Genomic DNA, 19,040 nt, shown 5'->3' with positions numbered 1-19,040 from the left:
GATCTAGGCTTTCTTTAATAAAATCTTCTAATGATTGTATCCACATCCCTGCATAACCATATTTTTGTACTAATTACTACTTTAGTACTTTTAAGCATTTTCTCATAACTGATTTAGGATTGCTATAGCTCCTTCTCTGCGCCTCTGCGCCTCTGCGTGAGATAAAAAACCATGCCTACCCACGACATAATTGATAACCGCAACCAAAAACTAGTAGACCAAATAAACTCCATTCTCGACTCATCAGCAGCAGCCCATTTTGCAGTTAGTTACTTCTTTCTATCTGGTTTGTAATGCGCGTCAAACGTCAATTTGCAGAAGAAGTGAAGCATCGCCAAGCAGAACGGGAATTTAACCAGCGTTTGACTTAGGGACAACAGTATATTTTACGTGAACTGAGAATATTTTTTAAATCAATTGCAGACGAAGAAGTAAAAGGTCAAGTCAATATTTTAGAAAAGGCGTTTCGCGGTTCTATGACTCAAGCAATCAACCGTGAGTTAAATATACTGCGACGTAATGGTTTAATAGGTCAAGAATTGTTCAATCAACTAGTGCAAATTTACCGTCAACACAATATGCACGAGTGGCTGAATAATGATTTTTCTACACTGTCTGAGCTAATTTCTATGATTATTTGTAGTGAAGCTTTGAACGGGTAGAAAATGAACGCAGAGACGTAGCACTGCTACGTCTCTACAAGGGTTTCATACAACGAATAATTAATTTCTGGAAATGTCTATTTAGTAAAGTCTGACAGAGGCTACCCAAGAAAACCTTCATGGAAAAACCTGCCAATCTTTTGAAAAGACTAGCAGGCAAGGCTTATCATTGATCGGAGCGGCGGGATTCGAACCCACGACCTCCACTACCCCAAAGTGGCGCGCTACCAAGCTGCGCTACGCCCCGGTCAGAATCTCAATCATATAGTAAAACGCTAAGGTAATCAAGAGGCAAATTTAAAAAACTTTGAGTATTCTAGTGGCTTGTAGCAAACCAGGAACAGCGGAAGCATTCCATTGACCTTCTGCACACCGTCCTGTGTTCAAGATAAAGCGCAGACTGTAGGCATGAGGATAGCCTTCTACTTCCATCCACAATAAATCGCTCTCGGCTTCACAGGCAATTTTCTCTTCATCCATCAGCTCAGTTGCAAGTTGTTTCATGGTGTCTGCTAACTGTGTTAGTATACGGCAAAAATCACTCAACTCTGCCTCGGTTAACTCAACTGCCCAATCATCTGTACCTACTAATCCTTTAAATTCAGGTACATCGGGTTTCCAGCCAATACGCCAACCAGAGCCGATTTTAAGTAGACGTTCCATTGGCAGATAGGAGTTAGGAGTTAGCAGTTAGGAGATAAGAGATAGGAGATAGGAGATAGGAGTTAGGAGTTATTAATGTCGTTTATAACTCGTAATTTTAGTATTATCTAAGCAGTTGAGCGCCTCCTGGTTGAGGTTGCTGTGGGATGGCTCTACTTGGATTAGGTGCTGTTGTTATGTTGGGGCTTGGGGCTTGTGTGTTTTGGGAATTCGGATTGAATATATTGACTAATACTTGCACTAGTGCGTCTCGCTGGGAGCGATTGAGGCGGCCGATCGCAGCCCGATCGCCTTCTATGGGATTTTGCCGTAATATATCATTACCCGGATACGAGCTGTCATACATAATTTCATTTGCACCCAGGTAATCAGCCAAAGTTAGCTTCCAATCCAAGCGATAAATTGCAGAACGCTCTTTTGTATAAATGTGATATCTAATCAGGCGACTTACTAAAGTATTGTTTTGGGCAACTTTCCCAGTTTCTTTACTAATATATTTATTTTCCCGTGGAAAGTCGGGCAACTGTTGATACACTTGTTGCCAAACATCGCTAGGAGTAATTCTTTGAGCATTCGCAGCCTGAATACTAAGTATATTTATTGATAATAATTTACTCACCCCTGAATCTAAAATGAGTAAACTCACTACCATTAAGCCAATCAGTAGTGTTTTTAGCGTAGTGGGGCGTAGCGCGTGGTGAGTTTTAAGTGCTGAGATGATTGACCAAGACAACAGTTTTTTCTCTTTCATATTGCAACTATTTTGAGATGAAAGTGCTATCAGCCGTATTTTTACTCAGGACTGGCAAAACCATAGCTATCCGCTCTAAGCGCAGCCATGCCCGCAGGGCTTCACAACACTTTCAACTCAGCACCGTTTTTATATTTCGCCGATAATTTCTGGCTGAGTCAGTTCATCAGACATCTCAATGATTGCCCTTAGCACTGGTTTCATCATGGCATCTTCGGCACTTTCAAAGTCTTCGTAACGGCGACGTTTAGCACGATTTGCCACTTGAACCGTAATGCGGTAGCGATTTGAAGCTGCACTAATCAGATCTTCAGAACGGTGCATAATTTGGGATTGAGTTGTCTCGAACTTAGAACGCTTTAGCATAGTTAGTGGTTCTTGGGGTCACTCCCCAGTGTAACAGCACTGAATCAATCTGTTGCCGTCTGCTTAATTGCCAGCAACCTTTCTCTTGATAGAGGCTACGAGCTTCCCAGTCATTTTATAAGTAACTTGTAATACTACACAAATAAAGTAACGCAACCTCATGGCTGATCTTGTGGAAACTGCTATCAACGCAGGAAATTTTAATACGCTGGTAAAGGCTGTTGAAGCTATCAATCTCATAGAAACTCTTCAAAGTCCTGGCCCTTTCACAGTCTTTGCACCGACTGACGAAGCCTTTGCCAAACTGCCAGAGGGTACTTTAGATTCGCTGCTGCAAGATATCCCCAAGCTAAAGAAAATCGTGACGTATCATGTCGCTTTTGGCGATGTCAGGTCTGATGACTTGGTACAGATTGACGAGGCACAGACAGTTGAAGGGTCAATTGTGGCAATTGAGTCTGCTAACGGCAAACTTAAGGTGAATGACGCCAATGTCCTCAAAACCGATATTCTGACAGACAATGGCGTAATCCACGTTATTGATGCAGTATTAATGCCTGCAATGGTGGCGGGGAAATAAGGGATTGAGGATTGAGGTATTGGGTACATCTTCAGTAAACAGTAAACAGTAAACAGATGGTGGTGGGGAAATAAGGAATTGGGTATTGGGTACTGGGTATTGGGTACTGGGTACTGGGGATTGGGTATTGGAAAAACTTTTTTCTTGTCCCCAATCCCTAGTCACTAGATCACCAAGTCAGTAGACCTTTTGCAAAAGTCAGAAAACTATTAGTGTCATTCTGACCAGAACGTAGTGGAGTGTACCCCTACGCAAAAGCCAAGCTACGTCCTGGTTCCCCAAGAAAGAATCTCCGAGATGTTTCGCTTTGCTCAACATGACATTTTAAGCATTTATGCAAGAGGTTTAGTATTCAAGATGGGGGTGAAAAAACCGATTATTTCTTAGAGACGTTGCATTGCAACGTCTCTACAGTCAACGAAAATTGGTCATTTTACCGCAAAGAAATCGTGTTTTTGCGATTACTGAATCGATGCTCTAGTCGCCAATCACGCCACTTGCTTTCCGACGCAGGGCGACAGGAACGTAGTGGCTCCCCAGTCCCCAGTCCTAGTTACCCTACACCCAGGATGCAGCCACTACGTGCAGGAACAGTCAACGTCAACCGTTGAGTTTCTTCACTATTCCACTCAACCTCAGCAGTGCCATATAAAAGCTTGTTAGGCTGAGTATGCATTGCGATATCTACATTCGCTTTTGCCGAAGCTGTACCAGCGTTGACGGCAATAATTAGTTCTTCTTTGTCTAAAGTGCGAGCAAAGATGTATAGTTCTCCCTGAGCATATAGAACCTGGTAATCACCTGTACGCAAGGCTGGATAAGTGTGACGCAGGGCAATTAATTGGCGATGAGTATCGAAAATTTCTCGATCCCAGTTAGCTTCTAAAGGAAAGCCGCGACGTGAGTCTGGATCTATCGCACCAGGTAGACCAACTTCATCACCATAATAGATGCTGGGAGCACCAGGAAAGGTAAGTACTAGTAAAGTTGCCAATTCCACACTGGCTTTATCAGCACCAGCAATGGTCATCAGTCGCGCTGTATCGTGACTTGCTAGCAAATTGAGTTGAGTCAGCTGAATTTCCCAAGGGTAAAGTTGCAGTAATTCTTGGATTTTGATACCGTATTCAGCGGCAAATAAGGGGGGGTAGGGTTGATAGTCACGGCTTTGGACTTGTTCTAAGACTACGCGATCGCCAGCAGTAAAGGCAATTGTCGGCCCGGCAAAAAGATAATTCATCACGCCATCAAATTGCGTCCCATCTAGCCACTCACGGGAATCTCCCCAAACTTCCCCGACAATGTAGGCGTCGGGATTGATGGCTTTAACGCGATCGCGAAACTCCTGCCAAAAACCAGGAGTTTTTATCTCAAATGGTACATCTAACCGCCAACCATCTATGCCGAATTTAATCCAATATTCGGCAATTTCCATAATGTACTCCCGCACTTCGGGATTATCATGGTTAAATTCTGGTAAGGCCCGATTTCCAGCCCAACCCGCGTAGTTAGCGGGGAACTCACCATTGTAAGGTGATAGGGGCCAGCTTTCAATTTTGAACCAATTTACCCAAGGGGAATGGGGGCCATTCTCTAAAACATCGTGAAAAAAGAAAAAGCCACGGCTGGAATGGTTAAAAACCCCATCAAGAACGACTTTGATATCTCGTTGATGAGCTGCGTCTAGCAATTCCTTAAAAGCCTCATTACCACCCAGCATCGGGTCAACTTGATAATAATCGTGGGTATGATAGCGGTGATTACTAGCAGATTGAAAAATGGGTGTGAAGTAAATCGCGTTAATTCCTAGGTCTTGTATGTAGTCTAATTGCTCTAAAATACCCCAGAAATCGCCGCCTTTATAACCTTGGAGTGTGGGCATAGCCTCCCAATCTTCCCAACGAGCTTCATGCAACAGCCGTTTGTGCGGTTGCTTGCTTCTAGCAAAGCGGTCTGGAAAAATTTGGTAGAAGACAGCGTGCTTCACCCAGTCTGGTGTTTGAATTTGCATGAATTACTCTTTGTACCTTCAGAAGCGATCGTTGCAAATACTAGCTTCTTTGTGGCTCTTACTTATGATAGAAAATCGGACAAAAGACGGGAGACGTAAGACAGGAGACAGGAGTTCAGATAATTCCTCCTCTGCCTCTCTACTCTCCCTGCCTTCCCTTACTTTTGCTTTTTACACATTAGTATTAACTATTTTGACTGCTGTTCATTGTGATTTTTTATATTTACTAATATCATCATTTTTAGTTATTACTTAATAATTCTTAATTGTTTTGTACTTATAGTTGTCCGTAACGACTGAGGTAGATACTGGATTAGTCTCATAGCTCATGAAAATTATCAAGAACTCTATCCGTTGGTAATAGTTGAATGTGGCTACTCAAAGATGTTGCACTAACTAAATCACCTTAAGGGAGACATAATCCAGGAATATGAGTTATACCAAGTTGCATTCGGTCGAAGTAATAAAAAAGGTACTCAGGATTCAAAATATCTTTACTCTTGACTTTTAACTCCTGACTCCCAAAAAATTGAATTTGAGGTAAAAATGAGACACGAAAAACTTTCTCCCGGCTTACTTTTGGCATATCAGGACTATCAAAGTGAAGGAGAGCCAGCTTTAATTACGCACAAGCGATCGCTTGGTATAGTTACCTCTAAAAGCACTGTCAAACCTACTAAGAGTGTTATTTTTATCTACTGCGATGCTGAAGCAGACTTGAGTGACATATCACGATATGGTATTGAAGTCAATCAAAACACAGGAAGTGTGCGGACGGCTTACTTACCGATAGACGGTTTAGATGCCTTATCTGAAGAGGCTGCTGTCCAGCGCATCAAACCATCACGCAAACTTAAGCTAGCAATGGACGTTGCACCCGGAGCAGTCCACATACCAGATTTTAAAAGCAAAACTGGATTAACTGGTAAGGGAGTCATCATCGGCATTATAGACAGTGGTATTGACCCAAAGCATCCAGCCTTTGATGGGCGGATTTTAAGTATTTGGGATCAAACACTGCCAGGCCCAGGAGTAATAGAGGGCAGTTATGGAGCTGAACTTACGGGAGCACAACTGACAATTTCCCAAGATACTGATGGTCACGGCACGCACGTTGCCGGAATTGCCGCCGGTGCTGATACCACTTATGGCGGTGTAGCACCAGACGCAGAGTTAATTATCATCAAGACTGACTTGCAAGATGCCCATATTGCTGATGGCATTCGCTACATTTTCCGAGTAGCAAGTGAGTTAGAGCGCCCTGCTGTAGTGAATCTTAGCTTAGGTGGACATGCTGACGGTCACGACGGTAGCGACTCCCTGTCAAAAATCATTGATGCCGAGACTGGCCCTGGACGGATTGTTTGCTGTGCAGCTGGGAACGAGGGCAACGACAACATTCATGGCCAAGCAACCATACCCGCCAACAGTACCCGTGGTATGCGTTTTAATGTTCCTCTGAATCAAGTAGGCATAGTTTGGTTAAATGCTTGGTATTCCAGGAACAGTGAGTTAGAAGTATCGGTGCGTGGCCCCAACGGTTTCGTCACACCTTTCCAAAAAATTATTGCTAATGGTAATCCCACACAGGATTACGATTTGCCGGATGCACAAGTACAAGTGGCGACACCAGGGGCCGACCCAGTTAATGGCGACCATAATTTCTTTGTGCAAGTTCGTGGTAAAGGTAAAACGCCAGTACAAGGGGGTATTTGGCAGCTGCGGTTACGTAATATTTCCTCAACCGACACCCGTTTAGATGTGTGGACATTAGATGATGCGTCGTCAGTGTTTTTCACAGGTCGAAGCATCAAGGATTCAGTGAAAATTGGCTCACCGGGAGCTGCTACCAATGCGGTGACAGTAGCCGCTTATACCACTAAATGTAATTACACAGATATAGATGCTCAGGCGCGAGAAATGGGCATGGAACTACATGGCATTTCTGAGTTCAGTAGTGAAGGCCCTCTGCGGAATCAGGCCCAAAAGCCTGATGTGGCAGCACCAGGAGCTATGATTATTTCTACGCTTTCCTGTAGCGCCAATTTTGACCGTTCAATGACAATTAATTCCAAGTTTGTAGCGATGGCTGGTACAAGCATGGCGACACCGTTCATCACCGGCTTAGTAGCACTGCTGTTACAGCGTGACCACCAGCTTGACCCTGCTGCTGTTAAAGAATTGCTACGTAAAAATAGTTCTATTCCCGGAAAAGCCGCAGGAACATTTGATAACAAATGGGGCTATGGAGTGATTAATGCATTAAATCTGTAATTAGACTGAGAAGCGCGTATATCTACGTCTGTACAAGGGTAGGCAATGATGACCGATAAATTTGATAGGTTGATTGTAAAAGCTTACAAGTGCCTGCCCTTTTACCAAGGTATTGCTGATGAATTATGAAAAGCTAGACACGGCTCTTGCTACAGCGCTGAATAACGTTCAAGACTCAGAAGAACAGAGTTTGACGATTTTCATCCATACTGAATTAATTACAGACCCAGATGCAACTGCTGTTTTAGAAAGTTTGGGCGTTAGTGGTGTCACCAATGGTCAAGATGTATTTACCGCAACACTTTCACCAAATGCAATTTCGCAATTATCAGAGCAACCTTGGGTGCAGTATCTAACACTCTCGCAAAAATTGCGTTTGATTAAAAGGAGAGATATGGGCAGTTTGGGCGTTTGAAATGATAATTCAAAAATTCGACGTTTAAGATTTAAAAGCCAGCAAATGTATAGAATTCGGTCTTACTGTAAAGCTTTAAATATTGCTGTTTTCCTCAAAGTTATTTAAGTTTGCACTCAAAAATAATTTTTAGTAAATTGTCTGATTATTTACCAAATTTAGCGATCGCCTCCTCATATTTTACTACCAATTAATACAAATGTTCTCACTTGTCAGCGATTGGCAGTGCGATTCATCACTAGTAGCATTTTGCAAAATTCCCTCTTGAGAATCTTCGATCCCCCCTTACCAGCTGCCGCATACAGTCCTAAACTGAAGATGAGAGTTGAAAGGCAGTCGGGAGAATTTTTGTGAAAAAGGTATTATCAATCATTCTTGGCGGTGGTGCGGGTACTCGGCTTTATCCGCTAACCAAACTCCGCGCTAAACCAGCAGTACCAGTAGCAGGGAAGTACCGCTTAATCGATATCCCGGTAAGTAACTGCATAAATTCCGAAATATTCAAAATTTATGTCCTGACACAATTTAACTCAGCTTCTCTAAATCGTCACATTGCTCGTACGTATAACTTTACTGGCTTCAGCGATGGATTTGTAGAAGTGCTGGCTGCACAACAAACACCAGAAAATCCAAACTGGTTCCAGGGTACAGCCGATGCTGTGCGCCAATACCTATGGCTGATGGAAGAGTGGGATGCAGAAGAATATCTGATCCTTTCAGGTGATCATCTCTACCGCATGGATTATCGTCTATTTATCCAGCGCCACAGGGAAACGGGTGCTGATATTACTCTCTCAGTCATCCCCATCGATGAGCGTCGCGCCTCAGATTTTGGTTTGATGAAAATTGACGATTCCGGTAGGGTAATTGACTTTAGCGAAAAACCCAAAGGCGACGCTTTAATCAAAATGCGTGTTGATACCAGCGTACTGGGATTAACAAAAGAACAAGCCCAATTACAGCCATACATCGCCTCAATGGGGATTTATGTCTTTAAGAAAGATGTTTTGTTCAAGTTGTTGAGAGAATCTATAGAACGAACTGATTTTGGCAAAGAAATTATTCCTGATGCCAGTAAAGATTACAACGTTCAAGCATACTTATTTGATGACTACTGGGAAGATATTGGAACAATCGATGCGTTCTATCATGCAAATTTAGAACTGACTCGCCAACCACAACCACCCTTTAGTTTTTATGACGAGCAAGCGCCAATTTATACCCGCGCTCGTTATCTACCGCCGAGTAAACTCTTAGATTGCCACATCACAGAAGCGATTATTGGCGAAGGTTGTATTTTGAAAAACTGTCGCATTCAACATTCAGTTTTAGGAGTGCGATCGCGGATTGAATCTGGCTGCATCATTGAAGAATCCCTACTCATGGGTGCAGATTTCTACCAACCTTATGTAGAACGCCAATGTAGCTTAGAAAAAGGTGATATTCCCGTAGGCATTGGTACGGACACGATTATTCGCCGTGCAATCGTCGATAAAAACGCCCGTATCGGTCATGATGTCAAGATTATCAATAAGGATAATGTGCAAGAAGCCGATCGCGAAAGCCAAGGTTTCTACATCCGTAGTGGCATTGTTGTTGTGCTGAAAAATGCTGTGATTCCTGATGGGACTATCATTTAACAGTGCTGAGTAGTGAGTTTTAGTTTTGAGTTATGAGTAAAACTTCTAATCACTCCTCACTCTTAACTTCTTACTCAGCACGGGCTAAACGCCCCGCTACCGCTAACAGCACTGAGTTGTACTTTTGAGTTGTAGTTTTGAGTTATGGGTAAAACTTCTAATCACTCCTCACTCTTAACTTCTTACTCAGCACTGGCTAAACGCCCCGCTACCGCTAACAGCACTCAGCACTCAGCACTCATCTTGCTAATTGGTCTTCCTGGTAGCGGTAAGTCAACTTTGGCAAAACAATTAATGGCAGAATGCCCCCAAATGCAGCTAATTTCTACGGATGCCATTCGGGGGCAACTGTTTGGTTCGGAAGCGATTCAGGGGTCGTGGCTACTGATTTGGCGTGAAATTCAGCGGCAATTTCAGCAAGCGATCGCCGTAGATAAGACAGCAATTTACGACGCTACCAACGCCCAGCGACGTCATCGCCGTGAACTCATTGCTTTAGCCCAAGACACGGGCTTTACTCACATAGCTGGGTTTTGGGTAGATACGCCAGTTTGGCTGTGTTTGGCACGTAATAAAAGGCGATCGCGCCAAGTTCCTGAAGAAATTATCTTGCGGATGCACCGTCAACTCCGGGATGCTCCCCCAAGCCTAGAAGAAGGAATAGACTGCCTAATTCACCTAAAAGGATGACGGGAGTACGGGAATTGCGCTGACATGGTGAGCGAGAACCACACTTGATTTTCTGTATTGTTTGTTAATTTAAAATCAGAGTATTTTTGTTTGGCATTATACCTGGCAAACAACAAATCTCATATCTTAAAAAAATATAACGGAATTTCTATAGGAGGCTGGTAGATGGCTGCAACCGACTTTAAAGACTATTACGCTATTTTGGGAGTTAGTAAAACTGCCAGTCCAGAGGAAATTAAACAAGCCTTTCGTAAACTAGCTCGCAAGTTTCACCCTGATGTTAACCCAAACAACAAACAGGCTGAAGCACGCTTTAAAGAAGTTAACGAAGCCTACGAAGTTTTGTCAGACCCAGACAAACGCAAAAAATATGACCAATTTGGTCAATATTGGAAACAGGCTGGTGAAGGTTTCCCATCTGGCGGTGTCGGCGTCGATATGGGTGGCTTTGACTTCAGTCAATACGGTAATTTTGATGAGTTCATCAATGAATTGCTAGGACGTTTCGGTACTAGTAGCCCTCGTGGTGGGCGACAAAGCTACTCTTACCGCACTTCTACAGGTGCGCCAAGTGGTTTTGGTGGCTTTAGCGATTTTGGTTTTCAGGATGCAGGTGGAGGCGCTATCCAAGATAGTGAAGCTGCGATCGCTCTAAGTTTTTCAGAAGCGTTTCATGGTGTGCAAAAGCGCTTTAGTTTAGGCAATGAAACATTAGATGTTCGCATTCCCGCAGGAGCTAAACCGGGTACTCGTCTGCGTGTGCGCGGCAAAGGTCAAGTTAACCCAATGACACAACAGCGGGGGGATTTATACTTAAAAGTCGAGTTACAACCGCACTCGTTCTTCCAAATTGAAGGCGATAATCTTGTCTGTGAAGTAGCAATCACCCCAGATGAAGCCGCCTTAGGAGCATCTATTGATGTACCCACACCTGATGGTACAGTTGATGTTAAGTTGCCTGCGGGTGTGCGCTCTGGTCAATCCTTGCGTTTGCGCGGTAAAGGTTGGCCCTTAGCTAAGGGTGGACGTGGCGATCAGTTGGTGAAGGTGGCGATCGTCCCACCAAAAGAACTTAGCCAACAAGAGCGGGAGTATTATGAAAAAATTCGGGCTATACGTACTTATAATCCCCGCAGCCATTTGCAACAGGTTAGGCTATGACGATTTTTGCAATGTAGGGACGCGTTAGCAAAGCAGCATGAATTAAAATTTCGCGTCTCTACACTTGCTGTCTATGAATTTACTTTAATCTTTTAACTTCACTACAATTCAAACTAAATTGAATTGTTCTAACAATGTCTCAATACTGGCGTTATGATCCAAGAATGAAAATAAATGCCAGTAGCGAAGTTTTCTCTCTTTATCTAATACGAACTGTGCAGGCAAAGGTGCTCCCAGCGCTTGTCCTACTTGATAAGTACGAAATACTCGACAACTGGGATCACTCAGTAAAGGCATTTTTAAACCTAAATCTCTTACCACTATTTGACTCTGCCGCTCGTCAGTACTAGTAATCATCAAAACTTCTATGTTTCGATTTTTAAATTGCTCGTAGTTTTCATTCAAAGCTTTGATGTGAGGAAAGCAAAAGGGGCAATATTGCTTTTCTGTAAAAATGCGAGTAAAGGCAAGTAACACTGGTTGCTTACCTTGATAATCAGATAATTTTACTAACGTTCCGTTGGTAATATCTGGGAGTTGAAAGTCTGGTGTGGCTACTCTCAATCTGAGTTTATTTGTAGCTGGAATCGGTAAAAAATTGTGGAAGAAGCGTTCATTTAATAAACCACTAAAATCAGTTGAAGTCAGCATATTTTTATCCTTAATTATTTAAATACTATTTTACGAAAAAACCACAGATAGACACGGGGATTGATACTGTTTAATATGTATCTGTGTTTACCTGTGGTTATAATTGATTGTGCTTTCAACTTCTAGTAGGCTAGGTTGAAGTTAATAGCAAGCGTAATCTACACAGCAGAGAAGTAAACTTTGGACTTTACTGGGTCAGGAACCATTGTTTGATCACCTGGTTGCCAACCAGCAGGGCAAACTTCGTCTGGATGAGACTGAACATACTGAATTGCTTGCAATGTCCGTAGGGTTTCATCGACGCTACGACCAAAAGCTAAGTTGTTAATAGTGGCGTGCTGTATGATACCATCTTTGTCGATGATGAACAGACCACGCAAGGCAATGCCTGCTGCTGGGTCAAGGACATTATAAGCGGCGCTAATTTCTTTCTTAATGTCAGAGACTAGAGGATAATTCAGGTCGCCGACTCCACCAGACTTGCGATCAGTTTGAATCCAAGCGAGGTGAGAGAATTCGCTATCTACAGAAGCCCCAAGGACTTCTGTATTGATTTTCTTGAATTCTTCGTAGCGATCGCTAAATGCTGTGATTTCAGTGGGACAAACAAAGGTAAAGTCTAGGGGATAGAAAAACAGGATGACATACTTACCGCGATAGTCGGAAAGTTTGATTGTCTTAAATTCCTGATCTACCACAGCCGTTGCTGTAAAATCGGGAGCCTGTTGACCAACGCGAAGGCTTCCTTCTGTTCCGTAAGTGAGGGACATGAACTTATTTCTCCTTCAACTTATATCCATTTAGTAGCGTCGGAATTCGGGTAAGTTTTACTCACCCGTCTGCGCTCTCACAGTTTAATTACGATCTGTTACGACTATATCATAGTCATAACGATTTTGAGTAGCAAATGGCTGATTTAGATACAAGAGAATGGTTGCTTACCAATGGCTTAGGAAGTTTTGCCAGTGGTACGGTTTCTGATGTTCGTACACGCACTTATCACGGTTGGCTATTTGCCGCTACAAACCCGCCTTCTGGGCGTACTCTGCTGATTTCCCACTTAGAAGCTAGCTTGGAAGTACTAGGGGACGTTGTGGCTCTGGGGACAAATTTTTGGAGCAATCGTCAGATTGAACCGACAGGCTATGAATTGCTACGCTGTTTTGATATTAACCCAGTTCCAAAATGGATTTGGGGTAAGGATAATTGGCAGCTAACTAGACAATTGGTAATGCCTTACGGGTTGATAGGGACTGGGGACTGGGGACAAAGGGAACAAAGGGAACAAGAGGGAATTATTGAACAGGTTTCTACCTTGTCTGTTGCCAATCCTCAATACCCAATCCCCAATACCCAATTTTGCCATCGGATTTTGATTCAGTATCGTTATGAGGGAATTGACGCGGCGATTTTACGCCTGCGACTACTAATCGCCAATCGCGACTTTCACCGTCAGCAAACTGCCAGTCCAGAATTACAGTTCTCGCAATTGCTAGGGCAAAAACAAGTTTGTCTACAAGCGATAAATTCTGGGCGCTTCGGCACAACTTGGCACTTGCGCTGGACACAAGGAAACTATCAGCCAGACGCAGTTTGGTATTGGAATTATGGATTACCAGAAGAGACGCAACGGGGATTAAGCGATCGCGAAGACCTCTACAGCCCTGGTTACTTGAGTGTCACTCTCCAGCCGGGAGATACAGTGACTCTAGAAGCACGGGTAGGTTTTCCCGACCCATTGGCAGGTATCCTGACTCCTGAAACCTTTGCAGAAGCAGTGGAAGCAGAGCAAGAAAGACTCTCTCAGATTTTTGGATGGGAGAAAGAAAAGGAGCAGAGGGACAGAAAGAAAGAGGAGGGGAAAGAACAATTAGAAATTATTTCCCCGCTCCTCCAGTCCCTAACCTGGCAACAACTGCTAAAAGCAGGCGATCAGTTTATCGTCTATCGAGCTTCAATTGCTGGCCCCACGATCATTGCTGGTTATCACTGGTTTGATGACTGGGGGCGTGATACCTTAATTGCTTTACCTGGGTTAGCGCTAGTTCCACAGCGCTTTGATCTGGCAAAAGGACTATTGCGAACTTTTGGGCATTACTGTCGCAACGGTTTAATTCCTAATACATTTCCTGATGTCGATGGTGAACCGTCTTATAACAGTATTGATGCAGCACTGTGGTGGATTGAAACTTTAGGACTTTATTTAGAAGCTACCCAAGACTGGCAATTTCTGGCAGAGCAATTCCCTATAGTGCAGCAAATCCACAAAGCTTTTGTCGGTGGTACGCGCTACAATATTCAAGCTGATGCCACTGATGGGCTGGTTGGTTGGGATGCTCGTAGTGTAGCCCTTACCTGGATGGATGTGGTGATTGGGGCGGAGCCTGTCACTCCTCGTTGCGGAAAGCCTGTGGAAATCAACGCGCTGTGGTATTCTGCTTTATGTTGGGTTAGTCAGTGGGCAGAACGCCTGAGCCAGCTACAATTTGGTGAACCAGTACGTCTGGCTAAGCAATCACAGCGTTATGCCCAGCAAGCACAACAAGTAAAACTATCTCTACAAAAGTTTTGGAATCCTCAGCTAGGCTACTTGTACGATACTATTGAGCCAGATGATCGCCGAAATTTTCAAATTCGTCCCAATGCTGTTTTGGCGTTATCACTGCACCATTGTGGGTTTTCTCCACAGCAAGGGTGTCAGATATTGGATCTAGCAACCACCAGCTTGCTTACTCCTTATGGTCTTCGTAGCCTTGATCCAGGCGATCCAGAATACATCGGGAAGTGCGCGGGCGGCCCCCATGATCGCGATCGCGCCTATCATCAAGGTACTGTTTGGGGTTGGCTGATCGGCCCTTATATTCGTTCTTGGCAGCGGTTTTACCCAAATCAACCATTACCTTTTGATTGGCAACCCCTGCTGAATCATTTCCTATCTGGTGCTTGTCTTGGCTCTATTTCTGAGATTTTTGATGGTGACTCACCTCATACACCCAGAGGTGCGATCGCTCAAGCTTGGTCGGTTGCTGAAGTGATTCGCCACATAAAATAGTTGTGAGTTTTGAGTATTAGAGCTCGCTTTTAAATTTAGAGTTAAAACTGCCTGTTAAAGAGCAATCAAAGGTAGTCTAGACTTACTCATCGCTCAGCCCTTACTACTCATAACTTTTAAATGGCTCAGGTCGGATTTGAACCAACGACCCCAGGCTTATGAGTCCCGTGCTCTAACCAACTGAGCTACTGAGCCATATTTTTTTATAACCTTATCTAGATTAGCATACAAGTTTGCTTAAGGCTAACTTGTTTTGCGATTAATTTTTTTATAGCTGTTTCTAAGTAGTTTAGGAGATCATCTGATCATAAAATTCTGCTCCTACGAGACTTTCAAGCCTGTCCCCTGCTATGTTGCTAAGCCTCTTTCTGTTGAGATCATAAACAGTAAATGAGGGAGTTTACCTCCCTCAACAAACAAAGCAATTTTTTAGATAGAGATAGTCAAGAATTACAGACGTTCTTGGGGTAGCATGGCTATTGGGTTAACTGCGCCCTTGCCTGATGCATGAATTTCAAAATGGCTATGTGGCCCAGTACTGTGCCCAGTAGTGCCCATTAAAGCAATTGTTGATCCTTGACTTACCTGCTGACCAGGTTGCACCAGAATCTTGCTGTTATGAGCATAGCGAGTCATGCTACCGTCAGGATGGCGGATTTCGACAAGTTTGCCGTAGCCACCGCTATTCCAACCAGCTTTTTCTACTGTACCTTCAGCTGAGGCAATAATCGGCGTACCAGTAGAGTTAGCAATATCAATTCCTTTGTGCATTCTTCCCCAGCGCCAGCCATAGCCAGAAGTAAGAACACCCTTCGCTGGCCAAGTAAAAGCTACAGACGAAGTAGATGGGGGGGGTATAGTTTCGTCAATTGACCTGGGTAGGTATTGATCTACTGCTGCCAAAGGCGGTATCGGTAGTTGTGGAGAAACGGTAGTTCCTCGCATCCTTCCTAGAGAATCAGAAGAGTTTACACCAGCGGGTGGCGTTGCTATCTTCGTGCTAGATGGAATGCGAGAGGGAGTCCACTGACTAGCAGACCCTAGATTGGGCAGATTGGGCAAAAACTCTGGATTTACTGGTTCACTAGTGGATCTAGCAGCACGGAATTGAGGCTTAACGGGTTGGGTGCTATAACTTGGATTTCCAATGGGTGTCGGAACTGGAATCGGTATCGCCAGATTAGTTGGTCGAGAAGCAAAGTTAGATACTGGACTGGGATTATTAGGACTAGAAACCGGAATCTGTACCGCAGCAATATTATTGGTTTCGGTAGCTTCTGGCACAACTAAGTTTCCAGACTGTTGAGCGCGATATTTCTCTTGTAATCTCTGGATTTCCGCTTGTAAGCTTTGCAGACGTTCATTTTTTGCCCTTGCTACCTTCTGAGGCGGTTTTTTAGGCAGTTGTATTTCGGCAAAAGCTGTTGGTGGAATATCTCCACCGACGCCACGAGAAATTGCGGCGTTGGAAGATGTTTTTGGAACGATGTTAGTATTTGCCTGAATCCGATTGTTCGCAGTTGTCGGTGTAGGGACGGGAATACTGCTGTTGTCGGCAATAACTGGTAGTTGTGAAGCAACAGGTAGGTTTAAGTTGACGCCAGCTGTGTTCACAGGGGTAGTGGCGACTCTGGCAGTGCTACTAGACTCCCTAAAACTGGGCTTAAACGATACAGTTGTGTCAACTTGAGCAGTGGGAATAATCAGTTTTTGACTGATTTGCAATTGGTTGGGGTTGTTGAGACTATTTACCTTGACTAGTTCTGATACTGAAGTGCCGTGATGGTTAGCGATCGCTGCTAGTGTATCTCCAGGCTTAACTTCGTATGCTGTTGAGGCTGATGCCACAACTGTTGGTGTAACTGGTGCAGGTGTTGTTACTTGCTGAACTGAAGCATTAGTCTCTTGCTTCTGTTTTAATCTCGATATCAGACTGGCTTTGCTTGTATCGGCCGCTATTTCTGATTGGGCTAATACAGTTTTTTCAACTACAGTCGATGACTGCGCTAACTCAATACCAGCATATTGTGATAAATTTTTGCTCTCCCCAGACCGCAACTCCGCCAGGCTTTTTCTTAAACGGTTCGATTTTTCTTGTAAACGATTTAGTGCAAACTCTTGTTGTGCTTTAAGTTGTGCATTAATTTCCCCGTTTGCTGTATCAGATACCATTGCTTGTGGTCGAGCAGTCAGGGATGTATTTCTACTATCAGTAATACTGTCAGTGCTAGAGGATTTTTGTGTCGTCTCAGATAGCTTGTTGACTGTTTGGAAATCAGTATTAGCTGAAGTATTGCTTAGTCCCTGTGCTACTTGAGACTTTAAGTAGATGGAATTTTTATAAGCTGTTGGGGAAAGTGTTTCTGATACAGGAACTTGTACAGACATTCCACTTGCCGCAACTTGCCATTTAGCTTCAAGCCCAGGCACTTGTGAAACTGCTGTTGGTTCCACTATGACAGGATTTTCAGGCACGCTCGCTAATGAAACGGCTCGGGACTCCAGCTTTGTGGAGGCAAATTTCACCTCAGTGTCAGGAACAGCTGGAATTGTTGAGGTTGCCTTTTGGCTACCTACAGGCGCAGCTGCTTGGGCTTGATCGCTTTGTCGAGTCACCAAAAGGCTGGTTGCTCCCATAGAGATTGCCAAGCCAATCATGGCAGCTTTTGTCCGCACCCGGCGGTTAACTTTTGGATTAATCACATTTAGCTGTTCTACCGGGGCATCATCGCTACTAGGGGTATTTTTCAACACAGCCTTCACTCTCTTTTTCAATGCTCGTTTCAAAGACGACCTCCTATGATCACTAGCGCTTAACTGATCTCGATTTTTCAGCTGGATACTAGTCAATGATTTAGATCACAACGAACGATAGATCAAGATCACAATTCACCAGAGATGCTTAAGCAAGATTAACCTGCTTCTCTGATTTAGACAAGTTCACACTTATTAGCAAAACTTAAAGTTGCTGTGCTTACTTGTCCGAACCACTCCTCACACACTTCACACGTTTGGTTTTGCTCTTTGCAGTTGTCCGCGCTTGTCTTGCTTCAATTGCGGGGACTGGACAAACACACATTTGCCAAGTCCACTGTCGCTGCCAGGAATTAAACTGCCGCGACTTCTGGAAAAGCGTTGTTCTCTGCTGTAGATATCTTCAAGATGTTTCTACCAAATCCGTCTTCCCAACACGAGACTTTACGTTGATTATTCCCTAAAAAACAACCGTATGAACTCCCAGCTACTTTTGGGCTACTTTCCCAAGCTCATCGAGTCAAAATAGCTGAAATACATCATAAGACTGGGTTTTCCCGGTTTTGTTCCTGAATTTAGGATGATTCAAATTCATCAAAATCTATCATTCAAATTTGGTATTGCCCCGAATTTTATATACAAATTTCTTATAATATCCCCCCTATATTCGTAAGTATCTTCTACTACAATTTGACCATAAATTTCAATTTAAGTATATTAACCAAGATTATTGCTGTAACAAAAGAGATGTTTGCAGCTAAAACTCACTTGCTCAGTAAATTTTTGGCATTCTTTAAGTATTTATACTTACAAAATCGCTAATAACGTTAAAAATTATTGTAAATAACCTAACTGGCGGCGGGCTTCAAACAAACCAATTGCTACACTTACTGACAGATTCAAGCTGCGAACTCCTGATTGGGCCATGGGGATGTATAAATTAGCGTCAGTTGCGGAGAGGACGGTTGGTGGTAAACCTGTAGTTTCACTACCAAATAGCAGCCAATCATCTGCTTGAAACTGAAAGCTGACGTAATTAAAACTTCCACTTACCGTGAAACCTAACCATCTTCCTCCACGCTCTTGATGTATGATTTTAAAGGCTTCTAGCGATTCATGATAGTGCAGCTTGACATATGGCCAGTAATCCAAACCAGCTCTTTTAAGGTAGCGATCGCTAATTTCAAATCCCAAAGGGCCTACTAAATGTAATTCCGTACCTGTAGCGGCACAAGTACGAGCAATATTACCTGTGTTGGGAGGGATTTGCGGGTTAACTAAGACTACCTGAGGCATTGTTCCGGGAACTTACGTATTGTATAAAATAATATATTGTAAATGTTAAATCTACCAAAGGGTAGAGGCGATAT

17 protein-coding genes and 2 tRNA genes are annotated in these 19,040 nt (G+C 43.5%); 9 read left to right on the top strand and 10 right to left on the bottom strand.

The features are described 5' to 3' along the window. Positions 1 to 171: 171 nt before the first annotated feature. Both FNW02_RS39530 and FNW02_RS38545 read left to right on the top strand, forming a co-directional pair. Positions 172 to 294 (top strand): phospholipase D-like domain-containing protein, encoded by a 123-nt coding sequence (locus tag FNW02_RS39530; RefSeq protein ID WP_263627730.1) that lies wholly within the window; start codon positions 172 to 174, stop codon positions 292 to 294. Between the two features lie 182 nt (positions 295 to 476). Further along, on the top strand, positions 477 to 662 hold the full coding sequence (locus FNW02_RS38545; RefSeq protein ID WP_225225572.1) for a hypothetical protein: 186 nt from the start codon (positions 477 to 479) through the stop codon (positions 660 to 662). Between the two features lie 173 nt (positions 663 to 835). Here FNW02_RS38545 and FNW02_RS11220 read toward each other — a convergent pair. The 4 genes from FNW02_RS11220 to FNW02_RS11205 all read right to left on the bottom strand — a co-directional run bounded on the left by FNW02_RS11220 (position 836) and on the right by FNW02_RS11205 (position 2,442). After that, positions 836 to 909: transfer RNA gene (locus FNW02_RS11220), tRNA-Pro, on the bottom strand. 50 nt (positions 910 to 959) lie between these two features. Next, positions 960 to 1,325 carry a DUF1818 family protein gene (locus tag FNW02_RS11215; protein WP_191757618.1) on the bottom strand — a complete coding sequence of 122 codons (366 nt, stop codon included), beginning with the start codon at positions 1,323 to 1,325 and terminating at the stop codon, positions 960 to 962. Between the two features lie 103 nt (positions 1,326 to 1,428). Continuing rightward, complete coding sequence (locus tag FNW02_RS11210) at positions 1,429 to 1,977, bottom strand: hypothetical protein (protein ID WP_225225582.1); 549 nt, start codon at positions 1,975 to 1,977, stop codon at positions 1,429 to 1,431. A 228-nt stretch (positions 1,978 to 2,205) separates the two neighbouring features. Then, entirely contained in the window at positions 2,206 to 2,442 is a 237-nt protein-coding gene (locus FNW02_RS11205; RefSeq protein WP_191757616.1) for a DNA-directed RNA polymerase subunit omega, read from the bottom strand. Between the two features lie 160 nt (positions 2,443 to 2,602). Between FNW02_RS11205 and FNW02_RS11200 the strand changes: the two genes are divergently transcribed. Further along, a complete protein-coding gene (locus FNW02_RS11200; protein ID WP_191757615.1) occupies positions 2,603 to 3,022 on the top strand; it encodes a fasciclin domain-containing protein in 420 nt (139 codons plus the stop codon). A 553-nt stretch (positions 3,023 to 3,575) separates the two neighbouring features. Here FNW02_RS11200 and FNW02_RS11195 read toward each other — a convergent pair. Beyond that, a complete protein-coding gene (locus tag FNW02_RS11195) occupies positions 3,576 to 5,033 on the bottom strand; it encodes a glycoside hydrolase family 13 protein (protein ID WP_191757614.1) in 1,458 nt (485 codons plus the stop codon). 546 nt (positions 5,034 to 5,579) lie between these two features. Here FNW02_RS11195 and FNW02_RS11190 point away from each other — a divergent pair. The 5 genes from FNW02_RS11190 to FNW02_RS11170 all read left to right on the top strand — a co-directional run bounded on the left by FNW02_RS11190 (position 5,580) and on the right by FNW02_RS11170 (position 11,213). Next, positions 5,580 to 7,307, top strand: a complete 1,728-nt coding sequence (locus tag FNW02_RS11190; RefSeq protein WP_191757613.1) for a S8 family serine peptidase — start codon at positions 5,580 to 5,582, stop codon at positions 7,305 to 7,307. A 118-nt stretch (positions 7,308 to 7,425) separates the two neighbouring features. Then, positions 7,426 to 7,722, top strand: a complete 297-nt coding sequence (locus tag FNW02_RS11185) for a hypothetical protein (RefSeq protein WP_191757612.1) — start codon at positions 7,426 to 7,428, stop codon at positions 7,720 to 7,722. A gap of 350 nt (positions 7,723 to 8,072) precedes the next feature. Further along, a complete protein-coding gene (locus FNW02_RS11180) occupies positions 8,073 to 9,362 on the top strand; it encodes a glucose-1-phosphate adenylyltransferase (RefSeq protein ID WP_191757611.1) in 1,290 nt (429 codons plus the stop codon). 144 nt (positions 9,363 to 9,506) lie between these two features. Next, positions 9,507 to 10,052: an AAA family ATPase gene (locus FNW02_RS11175; protein ID WP_191757610.1), complete on the top strand. Its 546-nt coding sequence runs from the start codon at positions 9,507 to 9,509 to the stop codon at positions 10,050 to 10,052. A 165-nt stretch (positions 10,053 to 10,217) separates the two neighbouring features. Next, positions 10,218 to 11,213: a DnaJ C-terminal domain-containing protein gene (locus FNW02_RS11170; protein ID WP_191757609.1), complete on the top strand. Its 996-nt coding sequence runs from the start codon at positions 10,218 to 10,220 to the stop codon at positions 11,211 to 11,213. Positions 11,214 to 11,321: 108 nt separating this feature from the next. Here the strand turns inward: FNW02_RS11170 and FNW02_RS11165 are convergent, their stop codons facing one another. Beyond that, entirely contained in the window at positions 11,322 to 11,864 is a 543-nt protein-coding gene (locus FNW02_RS11165) for a peroxiredoxin family protein (protein WP_191757608.1), read from the bottom strand. 158 nt (positions 11,865 to 12,022) lie between these two features. Beyond that, on the bottom strand, positions 12,023 to 12,634 hold the full coding sequence (locus tag FNW02_RS11160; RefSeq protein WP_191757607.1) for a peroxiredoxin: 612 nt from the start codon (positions 12,632 to 12,634) through the stop codon (positions 12,023 to 12,025). A gap of 137 nt (positions 12,635 to 12,771) precedes the next feature. On the opposite strand from FNW02_RS11160, the gene FNW02_RS11155 reads away from it, so the two are divergent. Further along, entirely contained in the window at positions 12,772 to 14,916 is a 2,145-nt protein-coding gene (locus tag FNW02_RS11155; RefSeq protein ID WP_191757606.1) for an amylo-alpha-1,6-glucosidase, read from the top strand. Positions 14,917 to 15,037: 121 nt separating this feature from the next. Here the strand turns inward: FNW02_RS11155 and FNW02_RS11150 are convergent. From FNW02_RS11150 to FNW02_RS11140, 3 genes are all read right to left on the bottom strand, one after another. Further along, positions 15,038 to 15,111 (bottom strand) — tRNA-Met (locus FNW02_RS11150). A 255-nt stretch (positions 15,112 to 15,366) separates the two neighbouring features. Next, positions 15,367 to 17,703, bottom strand: coding sequence for a peptidoglycan DD-metalloendopeptidase family protein (locus FNW02_RS11145; protein ID WP_191757605.1), 2,337 nt, complete (start codon positions 17,701 to 17,703; stop codon positions 15,367 to 15,369). Positions 17,704 to 18,504: 801 nt separating this feature from the next. Beyond that, positions 18,505 to 18,966, bottom strand: coding sequence for a tRNA (cytidine(34)-2'-O)-methyltransferase (locus tag FNW02_RS11140; RefSeq protein WP_191757604.1), 462 nt, complete (start codon positions 18,964 to 18,966; stop codon positions 18,505 to 18,507). Between the last annotated feature and the right edge of the window lie 74 nt (positions 18,967 to 19,040).

The sequence above is a fragment of the Komarekiella delphini-convector SJRDD-AB1 genome (assembly GCF_014831675.1).
GTDB lineage: Bacteria > Cyanobacteriota > Cyanobacteriia > Cyanobacteriales > Nostocaceae > Komarekiella.
The sequence above is the reverse complement of the archived record's forward strand: the minus strand, read 5'-3'. Positions and strand labels throughout refer to the sequence as shown.

Bases quoted from the DNA above. Each gene is read 5' to 3' on its own strand.
- FNW02_RS39530 (WP_263627730.1), top strand. From the start codon at position 172: ATGCCTACCCACGACATAATTGATAACCGCAACCAAAAACTAGTAGAC.
- FNW02_RS38545 (WP_225225572.1), top strand. From the start codon at position 477: ATGACTCAAGCAATCAACCGTGAGTTAAATATACTGCGACGTAATGGT.
- FNW02_RS11215 (WP_191757618.1), bottom strand. From the start codon at position 1,325: ATGGAACGTCTACTTAAAATCGGCTCTGGTTGGCGTATTGGCTGGAAA.
- FNW02_RS11210 (WP_225225582.1), bottom strand. From the start codon at position 1,977: ATGGTAGTGAGTTTACTCATTTTAGATTCAGGGGTGAGTAAATTATTA.
- FNW02_RS11205 (WP_191757616.1), bottom strand. From the start codon at position 2,442: ATGCTAAAGCGTTCTAAGTTCGAGACAACTCAATCCCAAATTATGCAC.
- FNW02_RS11200 (WP_191757615.1), top strand. From the start codon at position 2,603: ATGGCTGATCTTGTGGAAACTGCTATCAACGCAGGAAATTTTAATACG.
- FNW02_RS11195 (WP_191757614.1), bottom strand. From the start codon at position 5,033: ATGCAAATTCAAACACCAGACTGGGTGAAGCACGCTGTCTTCTACCAA.
- FNW02_RS11190 (WP_191757613.1), top strand. From the start codon at position 5,580: ATGAGACACGAAAAACTTTCTCCCGGCTTACTTTTGGCATATCAGGAC.
- FNW02_RS11185 (WP_191757612.1), top strand. From the start codon at position 7,426: ATGAATTATGAAAAGCTAGACACGGCTCTTGCTACAGCGCTGAATAAC.
- FNW02_RS11175 (WP_191757610.1), top strand. From the start codon at position 9,507: ATGGGTAAAACTTCTAATCACTCCTCACTCTTAACTTCTTACTCAGCA.
- FNW02_RS11170 (WP_191757609.1), top strand. From the start codon at position 10,218: ATGGCTGCAACCGACTTTAAAGACTATTACGCTATTTTGGGAGTTAGT.
- FNW02_RS11165 (WP_191757608.1), bottom strand. From the start codon at position 11,864: ATGCTGACTTCAACTGATTTTAGTGGTTTATTAAATGAACGCTTCTTC.
- FNW02_RS11160 (WP_191757607.1), bottom strand. From the start codon at position 12,634: ATGTCCCTCACTTACGGAACAGAAGGAAGCCTTCGCGTTGGTCAACAG.
- FNW02_RS11155 (WP_191757606.1), top strand. From the start codon at position 12,772: ATGGCTGATTTAGATACAAGAGAATGGTTGCTTACCAATGGCTTAGGA.
- FNW02_RS11140 (WP_191757604.1), bottom strand. From the start codon at position 18,966: ATGCCTCAGGTAGTCTTAGTTAACCCGCAAATCCCTCCCAACACAGGT.